Source organism: Niastella sp. (assembly GCF_045805085.1).
Lineage (GTDB): Bacteria > Bacteroidota > Bacteroidia > Chitinophagales > Chitinophagaceae > Niastella.
The window spans coordinates 1-19,460 of record NZ_JBJMLX010000532.1; the positions used below are offsets into that span (position 1 = coordinate 1).

General features: G+C 44.1%; 14 protein-coding genes. 13 read left to right on the top strand and 1 reads right to left on the bottom strand.

Features of this window, described 5'->3' with window-relative positions; genetic code table 11:
- The first annotated feature begins 293 nt into the window (after positions 1-293).
- The 3 genes from ACJ751_RS27705 to ACJ751_RS27715 all read left to right on the top strand — a co-directional run bounded on the left by ACJ751_RS27705 (position 294) and on the right by ACJ751_RS27715 (position 2,656).
- Positions 294-809 carry a hypothetical protein gene (locus ACJ751_RS27705; RefSeq protein WP_407748787.1) on the top strand — a complete coding sequence of 172 codons (516 nt, stop codon included), beginning with the start codon at positions 294-296 and terminating at the stop codon, positions 807-809.
- Between the two features lie 88 nt (positions 810-897).
- Positions 898-1,266 carry a hypothetical protein gene (locus tag ACJ751_RS27710; RefSeq protein ID WP_407748788.1) on the top strand — a complete coding sequence of 123 codons (369 nt, stop codon included), beginning with the start codon at positions 898-900 and terminating at the stop codon, positions 1,264-1,266.
- Between the two features lies 1 nt (position 1,267).
- Positions 1,268-2,656 carry a hypothetical protein gene (locus ACJ751_RS27715; protein WP_407748789.1) on the top strand — a complete coding sequence of 463 codons (1,389 nt, stop codon included), beginning with the start codon at positions 1,268-1,270 and terminating at the stop codon, positions 2,654-2,656.
- Between the two features lie 129 nt (positions 2,657-2,785).
- Here ACJ751_RS27715 and ACJ751_RS27720 read toward each other — a convergent pair whose 3' ends face one another.
- A complete protein-coding gene (locus ACJ751_RS27720; RefSeq protein WP_407748790.1) occupies positions 2,786-4,030 on the bottom strand; it encodes a hypothetical protein in 1,245 nt (414 codons plus the stop codon).
- A 489-nt stretch (positions 4,031-4,519) separates the two neighbouring features.
- Here ACJ751_RS27720 and ACJ751_RS27725 point away from each other — a divergent pair, with 489 nt between their 5' ends.
- The 10 genes from ACJ751_RS27725 to ACJ751_RS27770 all read left to right on the top strand — a co-directional run.
- On the top strand, positions 4,520-4,978 hold the full coding sequence (locus tag ACJ751_RS27725) for a hypothetical protein (protein WP_407748791.1): 459 nt from the start codon (positions 4,520-4,522) through the stop codon (positions 4,976-4,978).
- 91 nt (positions 4,979-5,069) lie between these two features.
- Positions 5,070-6,197 (top strand): epoxide hydrolase family protein, encoded by a 1,128-nt coding sequence (locus ACJ751_RS27730; protein ID WP_407748792.1) that lies wholly within the window; start codon positions 5,070-5,072, stop codon positions 6,195-6,197.
- 200 nt (positions 6,198-6,397) lie between these two features.
- A complete protein-coding gene (locus ACJ751_RS27735; RefSeq protein WP_407748793.1) occupies positions 6,398-6,790 on the top strand; it encodes a DUF4345 domain-containing protein in 393 nt (130 codons plus the stop codon).
- Positions 6,791-7,193: 403 nt separating this feature from the next.
- Positions 7,194-10,331 carry a SusC/RagA family TonB-linked outer membrane protein gene (locus ACJ751_RS27740; RefSeq protein ID WP_407748794.1) on the top strand — a complete coding sequence of 1,046 codons (3,138 nt, stop codon included), beginning with the start codon at positions 7,194-7,196 and terminating at the stop codon, positions 10,329-10,331.
- A gap of 10 nt (positions 10,332-10,341) precedes the next feature.
- Entirely contained in the window at positions 10,342-11,904 is a 1,563-nt protein-coding gene (locus tag ACJ751_RS27745) for a SusD/RagB family nutrient-binding outer membrane lipoprotein (RefSeq protein ID WP_407748795.1), read from the top strand.
- A 22-nt stretch (positions 11,905-11,926) separates the two neighbouring features.
- Positions 11,927-12,838, top strand: coding sequence for a DUF1735 domain-containing protein (locus ACJ751_RS27750; RefSeq protein ID WP_407748796.1), 912 nt, complete (start codon positions 11,927-11,929; stop codon positions 12,836-12,838).
- A 245-nt stretch (positions 12,839-13,083) separates the two neighbouring features.
- Positions 13,084-17,193 carry a two-component regulator propeller domain-containing protein gene (locus ACJ751_RS27755; RefSeq protein ID WP_407748797.1) on the top strand — a complete coding sequence of 1,370 codons (4,110 nt, stop codon included), beginning with the start codon at positions 13,084-13,086 and terminating at the stop codon, positions 17,191-17,193.
- Between the two features lie 58 nt (positions 17,194-17,251).
- Positions 17,252-17,827, top strand: a complete 576-nt coding sequence (locus ACJ751_RS27760; RefSeq protein WP_407748798.1) for an RNA polymerase sigma factor — start codon at positions 17,252-17,254, stop codon at positions 17,825-17,827.
- A 76-nt stretch (positions 17,828-17,903) separates the two neighbouring features.
- On the top strand, positions 17,904-19,112 hold the full coding sequence (locus ACJ751_RS27765; protein ID WP_407748799.1) for a FecR family protein: 1,209 nt from the start codon (positions 17,904-17,906) through the stop codon (positions 19,110-19,112).
- A 115-nt stretch (positions 19,113-19,227) separates the two neighbouring features.
- Positions 19,228-19,460, top strand: a 233-nt coding sequence (locus tag ACJ751_RS27770; RefSeq protein ID WP_407748800.1) for a hypothetical protein, incomplete at its 3' end; no start/stop codon positions are given.

Sequence of the window (19,460 nt, forward strand, 5' to 3'; positions counted from 1 at the left end):
ACCTGACGACAAATAACAATTTTAGAGCCTACAAATTCATAGTTACAGCCTCAAGATGATATCTTCTTCCAATACGAATATGCGGGTAAAAACTCCAGTGCAATATTGTGCCTATCACAAAGACCGCCGATCCAATGCCAAGCCCTTTTAATTTTTTTTCTCGAATGGAGGATCATTACTGAGCAGGTCTTTGGCAATATTCAATAAAATCAACGACAAACAAAATAGACAATTCGATTTATTTGACAAACGGTTAAGAGTATTAAAATTTGAATTTTAATTTCACAAATAAAATGAAAAGCAAATTAGCTCTTGTTCTTTTTCTTGCATGGTCAACAACTTACTCAATAGCCCAGGCACCTAATTCTAACCACAAATTAACTGAAGACTTTATTAATTTTTTTGTAGGCAGTTGGACAGGAGATGGCGAATTTTCTAATGGCAAAAAAATATCTGCGGACTTAACCTTTAAAATGTCGCTTGACAGTAGTTGGATAAGCTATGAACACAAAGACAAACTCCCAAACCGATATAAGGCTTTATCAATGTGGGGCGTTGATATGTTAAATGGCCAATTTGTTGCGTACACATTTGATAATTTTCAAGGATACAGAAAGTTCGCTAGTGATGGTTGGAAAGATGGCAAACTTATTCTGACAACAAACGAATATTATCCGCAAAGAGGACTTATGTTTCAGCACTTCATTTATGAAAAGCTTTCTGACAAATGTTTCAAAATGACTTATGAGACAAGTAAAGACGGCATAGCTTGGAAATTGGGGGACTATCTGGTATTTAACAAAATATAGAACGCCGAAAAGCCACAAACGACTCAGACCCTAAAAACAGGGGGCCATTGACAAGGATAGATTAACAGAAGAAAATAAATAGAAATATATGACTGTCCCGCGTAGCACCCTGGCAGGCGTAATTGATAGCAATGTATCCGCCACACCCATATTTATTACCCTGGCCGCCGCCAAACAGCAGCTTGACCTGAGCCGGTATGAACTATTTGATGAATTAGACGTTCAAAACGTGATCCTCCTCGATGGAGATACATATATAAAGGGCGACCTTAATCAGCAATGGGCCGAAGCTACGCTTGAAGCGTTGGGTGAAGATACCAACATGGAAGATACACTCATCCTGGTAAATGGAAACCTTACAGTAGCAGGCACCATAAAACCATCGCATGATTACTTTCCGCATTTATTGGTAATAGGCAATGTTCAATGTGATGCGCTGCAGATAAAATATAATTGATATGCAGGTGAACGAAGCATCGGAAAGATGGATAAAAGAAGGAAAAGCGTACAAAGACCAAATGAACGAGTGGCTCGATAAGTACTACCTCGATCATAAAAGGTTTCCTGGCCGGGTTCCTGAAGACACCCGGACCAACATGGCCGGTTATGTGCTGGAACAGGTGATACACTATAACCGGGAAGGTAAGTATGAGGAATTACGTCAATTGTTCCCGCCCGATACTGTTCCCCTGAACCTGAAAAATATTACTGAATGTGTAAGCAAGGTCATACTGCTTTCTGCTGATTCACTGGTGGCGAATATTGGTAACTGGCATGAAGAACGGCGGGTATATTTGATCAATAATAATACATTTACCCCGCAGGATGGGATGATCACATTTGGTACTTCCTGGAATAAACAGTTCTTTGCCAAAGTTTATGCCGATAGAATAGATATTACAGAAGGGTGGCATGGCGCCGTTATCAAAACATTACATAAACCTGACAGTTATGGAAAGGACTTTCGGGAAAATTACCCCGGCGTAATAGACGGTATTGGCGCATGCACATTAGGGCAGCTGGGTATTCAGCAGGTGGTGGTTTTTCCTTCCGGCCAAAAAATAGGACTGGCATGTGAAAAAGGTATTTTTGTGATCGATGAAACAAAAGCGGCGTTTATTCAAACAGAAAGCTGGGATAACCTGGAAGCTGCCGGCAACTTTACTTTTCAACTGGAAACGCCTCATATAGATGTTTCACCCGATGAAAGGTACGTTGTAGCAGGTTCCAAAAATTCAAATCACCTGTTAATGGAACTGATCGATGACCAATGGGTAAATGCTGCTGTTGTAATAGCGCGTGGAGCCCCTCCCTGCTATGCAACCTTTAATTATCAATGTAAAGATCACGGCGAAATAAATGACGGTTGGCAGGTGTTATTGTGTGCCCGTGATCCAGGCACAAGTGCTCTTGCATTGCCGTTAAAAAATATTACACCCGGGCTTGTTTTAAAAGGGGCCGGCATGTTTTCAGTAGTACACCAGGTTGATGGAGGTAATACCATCTTGTGTGCCACCGCGCATGTATGGGGGTATCAACTCGGATGTGATGATGGCACCATCTGGTTAAAAGGTTTATATGGGCATTGGTACGGCTATTTAACTGTTTGTGCCGGTGCCGTCATGAGTCTGGATTTTGATTACGGGACAGGAACCCTGACAGTCGCAAGCGCCCATGGGCAGGTTATCGTTTACGATAGCAGTAACCGCTTTGAAGGGGGGCGAATGGTGCGCGACAATGAGAACAGGCATGAAAAAAGACCCGATGATATGGCGTTGACCAATACGGCCTATAAAGATGTAAAACGATACCTGTTCCTGAAAGGTCATGAACCCATGATCTGGTAAAATAAAGAGATGGAAAAGCATAAGAACATTCCCCCCCGGCCGGCATCAGTACCTGAGAGTGCGCACTATGATCCGACCAATGGGCAATGCACATCTTATTTTCAACATTAAAGTGAAAATCATCTGCTGTTAATTGTAACTCATATTATATACCGCCACGCCTCTGGGGAATACGGCTCTCCCTACCGGAAGCTGCATGGGTTCACCCGGCTCTGTTAGTGTTCCGTCGCCCTGTACCGCTAATATGTGCAGCCAATTGTTATTAGCAGTGTCGGGAGAGTATCCCCAATTTGTATTTTGACTTACCACAAAAAGAAATTGCTCGTTCGATGATAAGCTTAAAGAAGCGCATTCACTGCTGGGGTAGGGGTTAGCATGATTACGATAAATTACGCCGGGATTTTTGAGTGTTAACTTAGCCAGTACCGATGGTGAACTGGCATCAGACGTATTAAATACCGACACGGCATTTTTATAGGGGTTTAAAACATACAAAAGACTGCCGCCATTGTTTATACGCATATTAGCGCCAGCCCCGCTTACCGAGGTTTTAAACGTGAGTGCCCCTGTTGTGGGAATAATTTCATATACACCTGTAACTCCTTCCTGGGGAAACCCGGCATATAGAATATTTTGCGAAGGGTGTTGGCATAATCCCTGTACATCAGCCGCTGGTACATTAGGGTTCCCTGGCAAGCTTCCCAATGAGCCATTGCTGTTCATCGTGTAGTCTGAGATATTATTCGTGAATTCTGAGCCGAATAAAAAAGGAAGGTTTCTTGACACCAATACCTGGCAGGGAGAAGAGCTAGTAGGCAGGTCTGCTCTTGCGCCGGGCACCGGAGAAAGCGATCCGTCACCCTCCAGCCTAAAGGCAATAAAATTAGGTGTTTGGTTGGACGTTCTGCCTTTGTTGGCCACATAAATATATTGCTGCCAATGCGCCAGGCTTACAGGAAGCACGCCGCCCGAGGGAAAGGGCGAACCGGGAACAGTTGATAACGTTCCGTCGCTATTGATGTTAAAAACAGCAATAGTATTTGATCCCGAATTAACAGCCAGTAGAAATCTACGATCATTCGAAATAATAATCTCGTTATCAGAGGCATTTGAATATATTACCCGTATGGAATCATGATCAATTCCCTTCCCCCCTGTTAAAAATGGACTTCCCGGCAACTGCTGCAATTGCCCATCGCCGTTGTTTTGATAAGCAATGATGGCATTTTGAACAGGATCATTCGTTTGAACATACACTATTTCAGCAAAGCCATTGCTCAAAAGAGATTGCGTTTTTACTGACGTTTTACTACAGGAAGCGAGAAAGACAACTGTACTTAAAACCACCAAAGCAGTCAGGCTGATTCTTTTCATATATAATAATTATTGATTAGACTATGCGCGTATTTGTATAGTGAAATGCTCACTGCTTTTGGACAGCAGTTCATTTGCGAGCTATATGTGAAGGGGTAATGAAGGCTTTTTTTCTCTTTGCAAATCTGGTACCATCACAATCAACCGGTAGAACCCTGCGGTATTGAACCGCTCATTTCTTATTGAGCACATTCGTAGCGTTTTTTGCTCATCCAATAGAAGAAAGTGTGATTACTGGACAAGTTGCGTAGAAAACTGAAGAACAGTGAAACAGCCCTGGTTAATAATATGCAGAATGGAAAGCATCCAGGCTGTCAGGGCAATAGAATATTATTATTGGAATAAATTATTCCCTGATGCCTAACCTGTTAATTAGTATATTTAAGATTTACAAATTGTAAAGTTACTCGCTAAGCAGCGAAAGCTCACAAGCTACGTAACTCAAATGCCAATATTGTATAAAGCTTTTTTCTGTAAACAGTACATAGCATGGTCGTTCAAACTACAAACAATTATAATGCGAGCTCTGGGGAGCTTTGGCCTTTGCTTTTCAATTCCAAAATGGATGACAAAAAACCCTGTTACTTGCTATGTGGACTACCAAAACCGCTGGAGTGCAGACTGCCCGACAAACAGGGAGGAGTGGGAAGCACCCGGGAATGTGTGTCTGATAAAGGCACGATTCAACAGCGCATCACAGAGTGGGTTCCTGGACATAAACTGTCGTTCCAATTGGTAAAAACTGACTTGTACTTTGGTCCTTGTGTCGAATCTATAATAGAACAGTTCGTGATTACCGATAACAACCAGGGCGGTTGCCAAATTACCCGCACCACCACCTTCAAGGCTAAAGGACCTCTTTCTCTTGTCGTGGCCATCCCAATGTTTATTGGACTAAAAGCCATCCACCGTTATGTTTTTAGCAATTGGAAACGCCTTTCGCATTAGTGTGTGTATGTTGAAATAAATATACGATACTTTTCTGCATAACTTTAATGGTAGTGGCGGTTAAAAAATTTTAAAAGAAAGCTTATTCAAAATGATACAAGTTCTTTCAGTAAATATTTCTCAACAAGCACTTGACGATTTAAAATTAAGACTGAAGAACACTCGATGGACAGATGAGATAACAGATTCTGGTTGGAACTACGGTGCCAATCTTTCCTACATGAAAGAATTGACAGATTATTGGCTACACAAATTTGACTGGTGTAAAGTTGAAAATGAAATAAATGCTTATCCTAACTTTATTGCTGATATTGATGGATATAAAATCCATTTCATGCACATAAAAGGTAAAGGGAAAAAATCAATTCCACTAATTATTACACATGGATGGCCTGGTTCGTTTTTAGAAATGATGAAACTGATACCACTACTTACAACTGATTCCGGGTTTTCTTTTGATTTAGTTATTCCTTCTGTACTTGGTTTTGGATTTTCTGATAAAATTACACATCAGGGTTGTAACAGTGCCTTTGTTGCAGATTTATGGCATAAGTTGATGAACGAATTAGAATACAATAAGTATGGAGCTCAGGGCGGTGATATTGGTTCTGGCATCAGCACATGGTTATCATTTAAATATCCAAACAATGTAATTGGCTTACACCTGAATTATATTTCCGGTTCTTATAAACCTTATCTCAAAGAAGGCGAACAACTTTCAGAAGAAGTAGTAGCGTTCCAAAAAACAGGAGCTGATTGGTCTGCGAAAGAAGGTGCATATGCTTATATGCACAGTACAAAACCCATAACCCTGGCTTACGGATTAAATGACTCTCCGGTGGGTTTATGCGCATGGATAATAGAAAAATTCAACGGATGGAGTGACAACAAGGATAATATTGAAAATATTTTCACAAAGGACGAACTGCTTGCTAATGTGACTTTATATTGGCTAACCCAAACCATTCATTCATCTATTCGAATTTATAATGAAAACAGTAAGAAGCCGTTAGCATTAGGAGAAAAAGATTTTATAAAAGTACCTGTTGGTTTTGCAAAGTTTCCAAAGGAATTACCAACACCACCTCGTTCATACATCGAAAAAGGGTTCAATATTCAACATTGGACAGAAATGCCTGCTGGTGGGCACTTTGCTGCCATGGAACAACCAAATTTATTAGCGAAGGACATCACTGAGTTCTTTAAGACAATTCGGTAAATTAATTACGAAGTGTAACGCTAACTATGGTAAAACTACATGAAATAATTTCGCCATGGTTGAAATGTCCTTCTTTTTATATACTTTTTTAAGAGAATTTCAGGTTATCAGATTAAGCCAACAGGCCATGTACCGGCGATGAAAGCACTCATTACCCTCAAACCTGATAAAGTTATTTTAATCATCAAAAAGAACAATCATTGATACGCCCCGTTTCAAAGAACCTGCATTTGACTGTCTCCATACTTGTTATCATACCCATCGCGCTGGCCTATGGCTTGTACCCGCAAATGATTCTGCCGTTGCTGTTTGATTTTAAAGTAGACGCTATCAACCTGGCAAATATTTTCAGGGCTATGATGGGTTTATACCTGGGCATGTCCGTGATTTGGATTATGGGCATTATTAAATCCAAATTATGGGTCACCGCAACTATTACCAATATTACTTTTATGGGAGGGTTGACGCTTGGCAGATTAGTAAGCCTGGCTTTAGACGGGGTTCCGGGCTTTTATTTTTTAATTGGATTTGTGTTAGAGTTGGTTCTTGCTATATGGGGGTTAAAAAACTTAAAAAAGTATGGAACTGATTAGCAAAGTTATAGGTGCGCAACTTAAAATCGGAGCAACTGGATTCTAACCATCTTAAAAAAATCTATCAGTATTTCACATCAGCGAATGCGCAATTAAACATTAAAAATAATTTTATACAACCTTTTGCTAAACAAATTTTGCCCGAAAGCCATTGTCCAATCGGTGCACTTACATTTTAAATAATTACCATATCTATACACATATAGCATAAATGAATGATCCTTTGCCACTTGCGCATATCCCTCCCCATTCCCGCCAGGTTAATTTTTAATAAAAAGTGGTTAATATTTATTAGGTCATATTTATCATGATGTATCACTTATCATGATAAATTTGAATTGATTCACACATTTAACCGTGGTACTGCTAATTCGGTTAAATACAAAACCAAAAATTTACACACATGAGAAAATTACTACCACTGCTTGCAGTGCTGGTATGCATTGCGTTTAGCGCATCTGCCCAGGCTCAAACCATTTCAGGCAGAGTCGTCGACAAAACCGGCGCACCCATCCCCAACGCTTCCATTGTAATTAAAGGCACCAAATCGGCCACAGTAGCAGATGCTGATGGCAACTTCTCTATGAAGGCTGGTGCCGGCACAAGCCTTACGGTTTCTGCAGTTTCCTACAAACCATTTAACATCAAGGCTCAGGGAACGTCCATGATCATCACATTGGAAAGTGTAGACAACCTGATGAATGAAGTGATCGTTACGGCAGGCGGTATTAAATCAAAAAGAAAAGAAATTGGCACTGCCAATACGCTTATCAAACCGGAGCAGCTGATAGCCGGCAAATCGAACAGCATTGCTGGTGGCCTGCAGGGTAAGGTAGCCGGCCTGCAGATCAGCGGAACGTCTGGCGGGGTAAACCCCAGTTTTCGCCTTACTTTACGCGGACAAAGATCGCTCACTGGTAACAACCAGGCCCTCGTGGTGCTTGACAACGTGATCGTGCCGAATGATATCTTAGCGAACCTGAATCCCGAAGATGTGGAAGAACTGGTGGTATTAAATGGCGCAGGGGCTGCCGCCCTGTATGGTTCGCAGGCTTCCAATGGCGCGGTTGTAATTACTACTAAAAAGGGTAAAAAAGGAATAACTGAAGTTACCTTTTCAAATACCACCATGTTTCAAACCCTGTCTTATTTTCCGAAGCTGCAGAAAAAATTTGGTCCCGGTGGTTCTGCTTATGGCACTGATGTAAATGGAAGGCCTTTATTTTCTTACCTCGAAAACCAGTCATATGGACCTGAATTCGACGGCATCAAAAAACCTTTGGGCCCTGCATTGGAAGATGGTTCTCAGGACTCGGCCATTTACGCCTATAACCCCGGCCATTTAAAATTCTGGGTGACGGGGGTAACCAATCAAAGCGATTTTTCATTGCAAAATGGAGATGAGAAATCTACTTTTTTCATGTCTGGTCAGTATGCCACTACAAAAGGCACCACGCCCGGCGATAAATTTAATAAAACATCAGTCCGGGTAAATGGCACCCGCCGTTTGGGAAATGCGATCGCTGCTACTTATAGTGCAGCCTATATACAAAACCGGTACGACATTACTTCTCGTACCGGGGATATGTATGTGAACCTGCTCAACATGCCCTCAAACGTAGATATTACTAAATATAAAGACTGGAGGAATAATAAATTTGCCAATCCCAACGGATTTTACAATCCCTGGTACCAGAATCCGTACTTCACGGCCGACAACAACCGGCTAAAGAACAGGAACGATTACTTCACTGCCAATGTAGAAGTAAAGTTCACCCCTGTTACCGGTCTTGATCTGATAGCCCGCCAGGGAGTGGTGACCAAGAACTACTCAGGTAAAAATACGGTTGGTGCATTTAACTATACTGACTTTGCAAAACATACCGATGGAAGTTCAAAGACCGATATCCCTGCTTCTGTTGCTGATTACAGTGCCTATACCACCGAACTCCTGAGTGATGCCTTTGGTCAGTACAACATAAAAAAGGGCGTATTCGATTTCAAAATAATTGCAGGCGCGCAGTGGCGCCAGGACCAATCCAAAACGGTTTCAGTGGCAGCCAATGCGTTGGCCGTGCCCAATTTGTTTAATGTAAACAATGGCGTGGGAACACCCGGAGTAGGGGAAGCTAACTATAAGGCCCGCCAGATTGGCGCCTATGGCGACATTCGGATAGGCTTCAAGGATTACCTGTTCCTGCATGCTACAGGCCGCAACGATTGGGTATCGATCCTGGCGCCGCAAAACCGCTCCTTTTTCTATCCTTCCGCTGATATCTCCTTTATAGCTTCCGACGCTATTCCGGAAATTATGGAAAAAACCCCGGTTACTTATCTGAAGTTCAGGGCAGGCCTGTCGAAGGTAGGACAGGTGAACCTGGGTAATAGTTTTACCTTCGGCGCCTACAGTTTGCTTCCTACCTTTAACCAGGCCAGTGGATTTCCCTATGGAGCAATGGCTGGTTATACTGTCGGCAATACTTTGGTGTCAAACAACCTGAAACCTGAAATTACCAAAGGATATGAAATAGGTTTTGACCTCAATATGTTCAATGACCGCTTTCAATCTACCGTTACCTGGTATGATACAAAAACAGATGATCAAACCGTAACCACCAACATCTCCAATGCTACCGGTTTTACCAACCTGTTAACCAATACCGGCCAAACCCAAAGCCGTGGTCTTGAAGTGACCGCCCATGTAACACCTTACAAAACCAAAAATTTTGAAGTAACTGTTGGCGGCAACTACACATACCTCGATAATAAGGTGAATTTTATCAGCGCCGATCTGCCAAAGCTTTCGCTGTCATCGAGCGGCTCGGCCAATTCCTATGCCATAGCAGGACAGCCCTTCCCAGTAATTATGGGATTTGACTATAACCGCGATCCGCAGGGACATGTGATCGTTGACGGTATAACCGGTTTGCCCACAAAAGCTGATACCATCTCTATTTTGGGCAATGGACAACCGAAAAACCGGCTGGGCCTGGATGGTACTATCCGGTTTAAGAATTTCCGGTTCACCTTCCTGTTCGAATACCGGGGCGGCTACCAGGTGTTCAATGGTATTGGTACCGAGCTCGACTGGTCCGGAACGGGGTATCGCACCGGTCTTTACAATCGCGAGCGTTTTGTATTTCCTAATTCGGTTATTGCTGACCCTTCCAGTCCTGGCAAGTTTATGCCGAATACCAATGTCACGGTTAAAAATGGTAATGGTAATAATGGCTTCTGGACAGATGGCATTAACCGCGATGTTACTTCCAACTATATTACATCGGGCAAATTCTGGAAGTTGAGAGAAGTAGCGCTGGCATACGATCTTCCCACTTCTCTTTTAAATAAGACCAAATACATCAAAGGCGTTACCATCAGCGCCCAGGGCCGCAACTTATTAATGTGGCTGTCTAAAGACAATTACTATACCGATCCTGAATTCAGCGCCGGCGGAACCGATAACAATGGCATCGGTTTGAACAGTATCGATCAGGCGCCACCATCACGTTACTACGGCGGAACCATTACCGTTAAATTTTAAATCAGCACACATGAAAAAAATACATACAATAATTTTTACAGGATTGATAATACTGGGTGCAACCTCCTGTAAAAAATATTTCGATATAAATACCAATCCGAATGATGCCACTTCTGCTTCTCCTGAGAACATTTTACCACAGGCGCTAACGGCAACCGGGGGCAGTTTAAATGCATTTAATACCTACGGCGCACAGCTGGGCGGTTACATGGCGAATGCAGGTGGATATGGCGCGTTTGGCGTGGCTATTACTTATAACTTTACCACCACTAACTGGATAAACCTTTGGAGTAATGTTTATGACAACCTGGAAGATTACCAGGCCATCATGGATAAAGCAGCCATTGACCCCACGTATACTTATTACAGCGCAGTAGCCAGAATTATGAAAGCGCTCGATTACCAGATGCTGGTAGATGCCTATAATGATGTTCCATACACGGATGCTTTGCATGGCATCTCGAAATTGTCACCTGAGTATATGGATGCAAAAGCTATTTATAAAGATCTGGCCAGTCAGCTCGATACCGCCATCAGTGTCATCAACTCGGGCAGTAGTGTTTTAGGAATTAAAGCGCTGGGCGGCTATGATGTACTGTTCAAAGGGAATCTAAGCCTTTGGAAACAGCTGGCCAATACCATCAAATTGCGGTTGATCTTACATAGCAGCGGTAAAGTAACTTTTGCCAATACCACCTTCAGCAGCGATGGATTTTTGACCAGCGATGCTTTAATAAATCCCGGCTATTTGCGCGACAATAACCGGCAAAATCCTAAATGGACCACCTGGGCATTTTCAAACACCGGCGCTGCCGGCAACAAAGCCTGGATGCCTTCCACCTTTATCCTGTCGTTTTACGATGGTACCAAATTGCAGGACCCCTACAGAGGCAAGGCTTCTTATTACCAGTTTCCCCAAACGCCTGGCAACCGCCTGGGCGTTGAAAACAGCAGCGTGGCGCCAAGCCCCGAAGGGTCTTTATGGTACCCGGCTACTGTGAGAGGTGGAACAACCGGTAATGATACAACCGGTGCTTTAAAAGGACCAGGTGCGGGTATGCCGGTGATCACTGCCGCAGAAAGTTATTTCATGCAGGCAGAAGCGGTAGTAAGAGGCATCCTGCCTGCCGGAGATGCCGCAGCATTATTTAAAAATGGCATCACCGCTTCTTTCACTTATTTGTATACAAAACCTGATGGCAAAATAGCAGGATCGCCGGCTGCTGATGCGGCAACGTATATCTCCACCAATGCCTCATACCTTACCGACCTTTCTTTAGCTGCTGACACCAAGCAGAAAATTGAAGCGATCATCACCCAAAAATACATCGCGTTGAATATGGTCAACAGCGACGAAGCCTGGAATGAATATCGCCGCACCCATTATCCAACGCTTGTAAATACGGCCGGCGCCTCGGGGAAAGAAACTTTTGCTTCTTCCGTTTCAGAATCATCCAGGCCCGATCACCTGCCCACCAGGATCTTATATCCATCATCTGAAGGCGCCTACAACTCTTCCAATGTGCCTAAGAACGTGGGCGTGTTCACCTCATTAATTTTCTGGGCATTATAGTATGTAATAAAAAATCGCAAACATGAAACAAGTACAAATAAATATATTGTTATTCAGTGCACTGCTGACCGGGCTGTCCTCCTGTTTAAAAAAGGATGCCATGAATATTGATCCGGATTCAGGCACAAAGAATGTGGTGGAATTTGCCAATACCGGTGATAATGTGGCTTCTGTAGCTTCGAAATATCCAAGGTTCTATGCTGACCTTGGAACAGTGACCGCCGGGCAGGTTACTGCTATAAATTTAAACGTCAGTTATTCCGGTATCGATAATGCTTCGCAGGACATAACAGTAAACCTGGCCCTCGATACGGCCGCATTGTCGTTATACAATACCACCGATGGCACCGATTATACGGTTCCTCCCACTACCGTATGTAAATTCCCGTCGTCGGTAATTATAAAAAAAGGAACGCGGCTCACCCAGGTTGACATTTCTATAACCATCAGCAACGATTTTGACTTTAATGAAAGCTATGCGCTCCCATTAAAGATCACCTCCGCTTCTGCAGGAACGATAAGCAATAACTTTGGCAGCGCTATTTATTCGTTCGGCGGAAGAAACAAGTATGATGGTATTTACCTGGTAAAAGGCAATGTAACCCATCCCAATGCAGCTTACACCGGGCCATTCGTGGCCGATGAAGTGGAGTTTACTACCACGGGCGCCGCCTCTATAGGGATGAAAGCACAGCCTTTTTTCAATAATGGAACTTTATCAACCTTTGGTGTTTACCCGGTATTTACAGTAAATGCTGATAATTCAGTTACTGTAACCAATATGCCCGATGGGGGAATGGCGCCATCAGTGAGCGATCCAAATTATAAAAACCGGTATGACCCCGCCACCAAAACATTTTTCATCAGCTATTCCTATAATGCCTCTACACCCCGTATTATTTATGATACCTGCATCTATGTGAAGCCCAGATAGGAACGTTTATATCATTTAACAGAAGGCCGTCAACAATAAGCGACGGCCTTTTTGTTTTTTATGGTTGCCCCCGGGATTAAATTTTCCAGAGCAAAAACGAAAAAGTAGCGGGGTAAAGTTGATTTATTAAAAAAAACTGTCTGATCCCGCTCCATTTGTTAACTTAATGCGCGATTTTGCAGAAATGCAGAAGGGGATTGAATGCGCCAAAAGCGCACGATCTCCTTAAGTTAAAATTGATGTGGATGCGTTTTCTTATTTCGATTGTTTTGCTGTTGTGGTCGCTCGCTGTTTTCTCTCAAAATGAGCGGTATAATTTTTCCCGGTTGGATATTTTTTCGGGTCTTTCTCACAACCAGGTCAATGCCATCCTGGAAGATCCAACCGGTTTTTTATGGTTTGGCACCCTGTCGGGACTCAACCGCTATGATGGGTATTCCTTTAAAATATTTAATAAGAAATACAATGACAGCACTTCGTTAAACGATAATTGTGTGCTCGCGTTGTACGAATTGCCCGATGGAAAAATGTGGGTGAACACCAGGGCCGGCGCCTGTATCTATAATTCGCAGACAGAGAAATTTGACGCGGACAATTATAACTATTTACACACGCTTGGCCTGCCCTCCGGCGGAATACTCAGTATCGTAAAAGGGAACAACGGCAGGTACTGGTTCTTGTACGACAACTCCGATCTCTACCTGTACTCATCTAAAGAAAAAAGCGCCAGGCCTTTCCGGCAGCAGGTAAAGGCCGGCCCCACTGAAAAGATCTCGGCTGTTCAGGAATCAAAAGACGGGAAGTTATGGCTGGTATATCAAAGCGGGTTCCTGCAGCAGTATGATCTAAAAGAAAACAGGATCGTTTTTTCCAGTACGGCTTTACAGGAGTTGAAAAAGCGCAACATAGCCTATAGTCTTTTTATCGACAGCGACGGGGATTGCTGGTTATGGCATTACACGCATGGCGTGTTCTTTTTTCATCCACAGAACAATACGGTAAGGGAGTTTAATGAAAGTTCATTTCCGTCGAAGCTGAGCTCCAACCTGGTCAGCCAGATCGTTCAGGACAACAAGGGATTGATCTGGGTGGCCGCCGATCATGGGGGTGTTACGCTGATCGACAAGCAAAACAACTGTAAGACCAGTTACCTGCTGAACGATCCCAAAGATCCGCAAAGCCTTAACCAAAACAGCATTACAGCAGTCTATAAGAGTGATAATGGCATTATCTGGCTGGGAACCTACAAACAGGGCGTTAATTATTTCAATGGCAATATTGTACAGTTCCCGCATTATTATCACCATGAATCCAATGCCAGGAACCTGCCGTTCGATGATGTGAACCGCTTTGTGGAAGACAGGTACGGCAATCTCTGGATCGGCACCAACGGGGGCGGATTGATCTATTTCGACAGGAAGAACAATACCTTCAAACAATACCAGCACGACCCTGACAATGCCAACAGCCCAGGCAATAATGTAATTGTCAGCCTGTGGATCGATCACGAGAACATCCTTTGGATCGGAAGCTACTTCGGCGGTCTGTGCAGTTTTGATGGAAAAAAATTCACCCACTACCTGCACAATGATGCCGACTCCTCGAGTTTGTCCGATGACAAGGTGTGGGAGATCTATGAAGACAGGGAACAACGTTTATGGGTAGGTACATTGGGGGGTGGGTTGGATCTTTTTGACAGGAAAACCAACCGGTTCACCCATTATCAATCTAAACCAGGCCCGCAAAGCCCGTTGCCCATCAACTTTATCTCGGCCATTACCGAGGACAGCAAGGGGCGTTTATGGATAGGTACAACCAATGGCATTTCCGTTTTTGAAAAGAATACCAATACTCCTGTTTTTTACCAGCAATCGAAGGTTAAGAACAGTGTAAGCAGCAATGATATCATCTGTTTTTTAGAAGACAGCCAGGGCCGCATGTGGGTAGGCACCAGGCAGGGGTTGAACCTGTTCAACGAGCAAACAAAAAGCTTTCAGGTCTTCACTACGGCCGATGGCCTGCCAGATAACATCATGCTGAATGTGCTCGAAGACAACCGGCACACCCTGTGGATCTCCACCTCCAACGGGTTGTGTAATGTAATTCCGGTGCAAAACAAAAAAGGGGTCACTTTATCGGTTATCAATTATGATGAGCGTAATAACCTGCAGAACCGCGAGTTCAATGAAAATGCAGCGCTTAAGACCCGGGCAGGCGAATTGGTCTTCGGCGGCCCTTCGGGTTTTAATATTATTGATCCTGCTGTCATTCAACGGCCTGCTTACCGGCCTGCCATTCTTTTCACGGGTTTTCAGCTGTTAGACAATACGATTGAACCAGGTGAACTGGTGAATGGCCGTATGCTGCTGAAACAGTCCGTTGCACTGGTGCAAAGCATCGATCTGAAGTATAAGGAAAATGTGTTCTCCATTGAATTTACGTCGCTCGATTTCGCCCGCAGCGTCCGCGATAAGTATGCCTACATGATGGAAGGGTTTAATACCGATTGGCTGTATGCCGACGGCAGCCAGCGGCGGGTCACTTATACCAACCTTAGCCCGGGTCACTATACTTTTAAAGTAAAGGCTTTAAGCAGGGATGGTTTGTGGAGTGAAGTAAAAACTTTACAGATCAATATCAAGCCCCCGTTCTGGCGAACACCGGTCGCTTATCTTATTTATGTATTGATAGCGGCCGCCATCTTCCTGCTGGTACGGCGCTTTACGCTCGACAGGATCCACATGCGCTTTGAACTGCAGCAACAACGCCGGGAAGCAGAAAGGGCAAACGCGCTGGAACAGTTAAAGACGAAATTCTTTACCAATGTAAGCCATGAGTTCCGCACCCCGTTAAGCCTCATCCTGGCTCCGTTAAATAAGATCATCGAGCAGGCTAGCAGCGAAGAGCAGAGAAAGCAGTTAAACCTGGTTCAGCGGAATGCCAAACGGTTATTGAACCTGGTAAACCAGCTGCTCGATTTCAGGAAAATGGAGGTGCAGGAAACGAAATTGCATCCTTCCATAGGCGATATTGTCGGTTTCAGTAAAGACATCAGTTACTCTTTTACGGATATCGCAGAAAAGAAAGGGATCCAATTCTCCTTCTCGTCCGGGATCGACCATCTCGAAATTTATTTTGACCGGGATAAAGTGGAAAAGATCCTGTTCAACCTGCTTTCCAACGCCTTTAAGTATACGCACGATAACGGCCTGGTGAGTGTGCGGCTAACGTATAATCCGCCTGTAACGGCAGAAGCCGATGGCACGCTGGCCATAGAGGTAAAAGATACAGGCATCGGCATTCCCGGCGATAAGCAGGAAAAGATCTTCGAAAGATTTTTTCAAACCGATATGCCGGAAAGTATGGTGAACCAGGGCACCGGCATTGGGTTGGCCATCACCAAAGAGTTTGTGAAATTGCACAACGGCATCATCACCGTTCAAAGCGAACCCGATAAAGGCACCAGCTTTACCGTACTGCTGCCTGCCAGAAAGGTGTATGAACCTTCCATCCGGGCCGTCACCAACCCCATCCTCATAGAAGATGAAGAAAAGATCATGGAGGAAGAGAACCAAAAGAGCGGCAGAAAGAAAACAATAGTAATAGTAGAAGATAATGAGGACCTGCGTTTTTATTTAAAAGACAACCTGAAAGCACAGTATCATGTGGAGGAAGCCATGAACGGAAAAGAAGGCTGGGAAAAAATAAAACAGCTCAATCCCGATCTGGTGGTGAGCGATATTATGATGCCGTTGATGGACGGCGTGGAGCTGGCCAGGAAAATTAAAACCGAAACGCTTACGGCCCATATCCCCGTTATCCTGCTTACCGCTATGGGAAGTGAGGAAAAACAACTGGAAGGGTTGAGAGTGGGGGTGAATGATTACATTACCAAACCCTTCACCTTTGAGATCCTGGCCTCCCGCATCAGGAACCTGCTGGCCCAGCAAAAGTTACTGCAGAAAAGGTTCCAGAAACAAATTGAAGTAAACCCGGCAGAAGTAACAGTTACCTCCGTTGACGAAAAATTCCTGCAACAGACCCTGGAGATCGTTGAGAAACATATAGATGATCCTGATTTTTCAGTGGAAGATTTCAGCCAGGCTATGTTTATGAACCGGGTAACCCTGTATAGAAAGATCCTTTCCATTACTGGCAAAACACCCATCGAGTTCATCCGTTCTATCCGGTTGAAAAGGGCTGCTCAGTTGCTCGAAAAAAGCGGAAAAACGGTGGCCGAAGTGGCGTATGAAGTAGGGTTCAATAATCCGAAACACTTCACCAAATTCTTTAAGGAAGAATTTAAGGTGACCCCCTCGCAGTATGTGGCCGATAAAAAGGATAAAGGCGATTAAAAGCCTGTATATATATTAATTTATTTTAGCTGGTGTTGATTTTTTTTAGCAATTTAGTGTGAGGACCGCATACATGCACAACGCTGCCGACGATAACGATCTGTTCGCCCTGGTAAAACAGGATAATGAGCTTGCTTATACTGAACTCTACAACCGGTATTGGCAAAAGCTCTATTTTGTGGCGCATAAACATCTTAAATCAGACCCCGAGTCACGGGAGATCGTACAGGAAGTATTTTTTACCCTCTGGGAAAAGCGACAATCGTTGGTTATTGGATCCTTTCCTGCCTATGTAGCAGCCATGGCCCGGTACGCAGTGTATGTAACCCTGGCGCGCAAAAAACGACAGGCTGAAAAAATAAGCGAAGAAACCCTTCAAAAACAAGCGCTCCCCGCCACCCTTGCCGACATCCTGGACAATAAATGGATGTTGGAACGGATTACAGAACTATCAGCTGCCTTACCTGATAAATGCCGCCTGGTGTTTGTAAAAAATAAATTGCTCGATCAATCGCTCGCTCAGGTAGCCACAGATCTTGGCATCTCCCAAAAGACCGCCGAAGCCCATCTCACCAAAGCATTGAAGATCATGAGAGATAAACTGGGTGATGCTGCCATCTTCCTCCTACTGTAAATTTTTTCAAAAAAAATTAAGAACGACCAAGGGTAAATTGTCAGTTTAACACTCATTAAAGTATAAAACTTGCCATATGAGTGTTCCCGAGGAACAACTATTAGCCGCATTGGCCGAAAAATTCCTGACCGGCACCGCTACTGCCGTAGAACAGGAGCAGCTTCACCAGCTGTACGACCAATGGATGGATGAAGAAGAAACAGTTGTTTCCGAAACGAAACAAACGGAAGAGCTGCGGATCGAGATCCTTCAGGCGATCAAAGACCGCATCAACGGTTATAAGAAGGTGATCCCTTTTTATAGAAGGAAGCTTTGGACATTTATGGCAGCTGCTTCCATCCTCATTGTCGCCAGCCTGCTGCTTTACTACTATAGTCAACCCGCTTCTCAACAAAACGAAGTAGCTTCGAAAGAGGCGCATCCCGGCTCCCATCCATCGCTGGTGGTGCCAGGCAAAGACAGGGCCACCTTAACCCTTTCCAATGGCGCCGTGATCGACCTCGACAGTTCCCGCGCCGGCCTGTTGGCGCAACAGGGAAATACCAGCATTATAAATAAGGATGGAAAAATAATGTACGCCCCGGGCAGCACAGGTAAAGAAGAAACGATAAGCAATACCATCAGTACCCCACGAGGAGGCCAATATCAACTGGTATTGCCAGATGGCACCAAGGTATGGTTGAATGCTACTTCCGCCTTACAATTCCCCGTAGCGTTTACTGGCAGCAACCGCACCGTTGAGCTCACCGGCGAAGCCTATTTTGAAGTAGCGAAGAACCCGGCCCGGCCTTTTATCGTTAAAGTGAAGGAGCTGGAAGTGAAAGTGCTGGGCACCCACTTCAATATAAATGCATATGACAATGAGCCGGAAATGAAAACCACGCTGCTGGAGGGAAGCGTGAAGGTTGAGATCGCCAATGAAGAAAAGGCAAAGGGCAAAGGGCAAAAGGCAAAGGGAGAACAATCAGTGATCCTGAAACCAGGCGAACAGGTATCCCTATCCCAGTCATCCCAGCTATCCCAACCCATCCCAGTTCAGACAGAAGAAGTAATTGGTTGGAAGAACGGAAAATTCTATTTCAATAATGCAGATCTAAAAGTCATCATGCGCCAGATAGCCCGGTGGTATGATGTGGAGGTGGAATACCGGGATATTTCACCAGACACCCAGCTGGGCGGGGTGGTTTCCCGGAAAGAAGACCTCAGGCAATTGCTCAATTATTTTGAAATAGCAGGTAAAGTGCATTTTACCGTAGAAGGAAGGAAAATTATCGTTACCAGATAAAAACGCTTTACAGTCAAAAGAACCGGAAGTGTAGCGAGCACTTCCGGCGAATGCTTTGGCTGTTTATTAGTCGATTCAACAACCAATATTTACAAACCAAAAACTAAGTAAAAGTATGAAAGTTTTATTGTATGGCTATGCCCGCTGGTGGCGGGCGGGTAGCCATAGCCAAAAGCTTATGAGCATGAAACTAACGATTGCCTTACTATTCTTAACAACGGTGCAGGTGTATGCTGTGAGCGGTGATGCGCAAACAGTCTCCATCTCCAAAAAGAATATCCCCCTGCAGGAGGTGTTCAAACAGATCAACCGGCAAACCGGCCTTGATTTTGTCTATGACATGAAGGT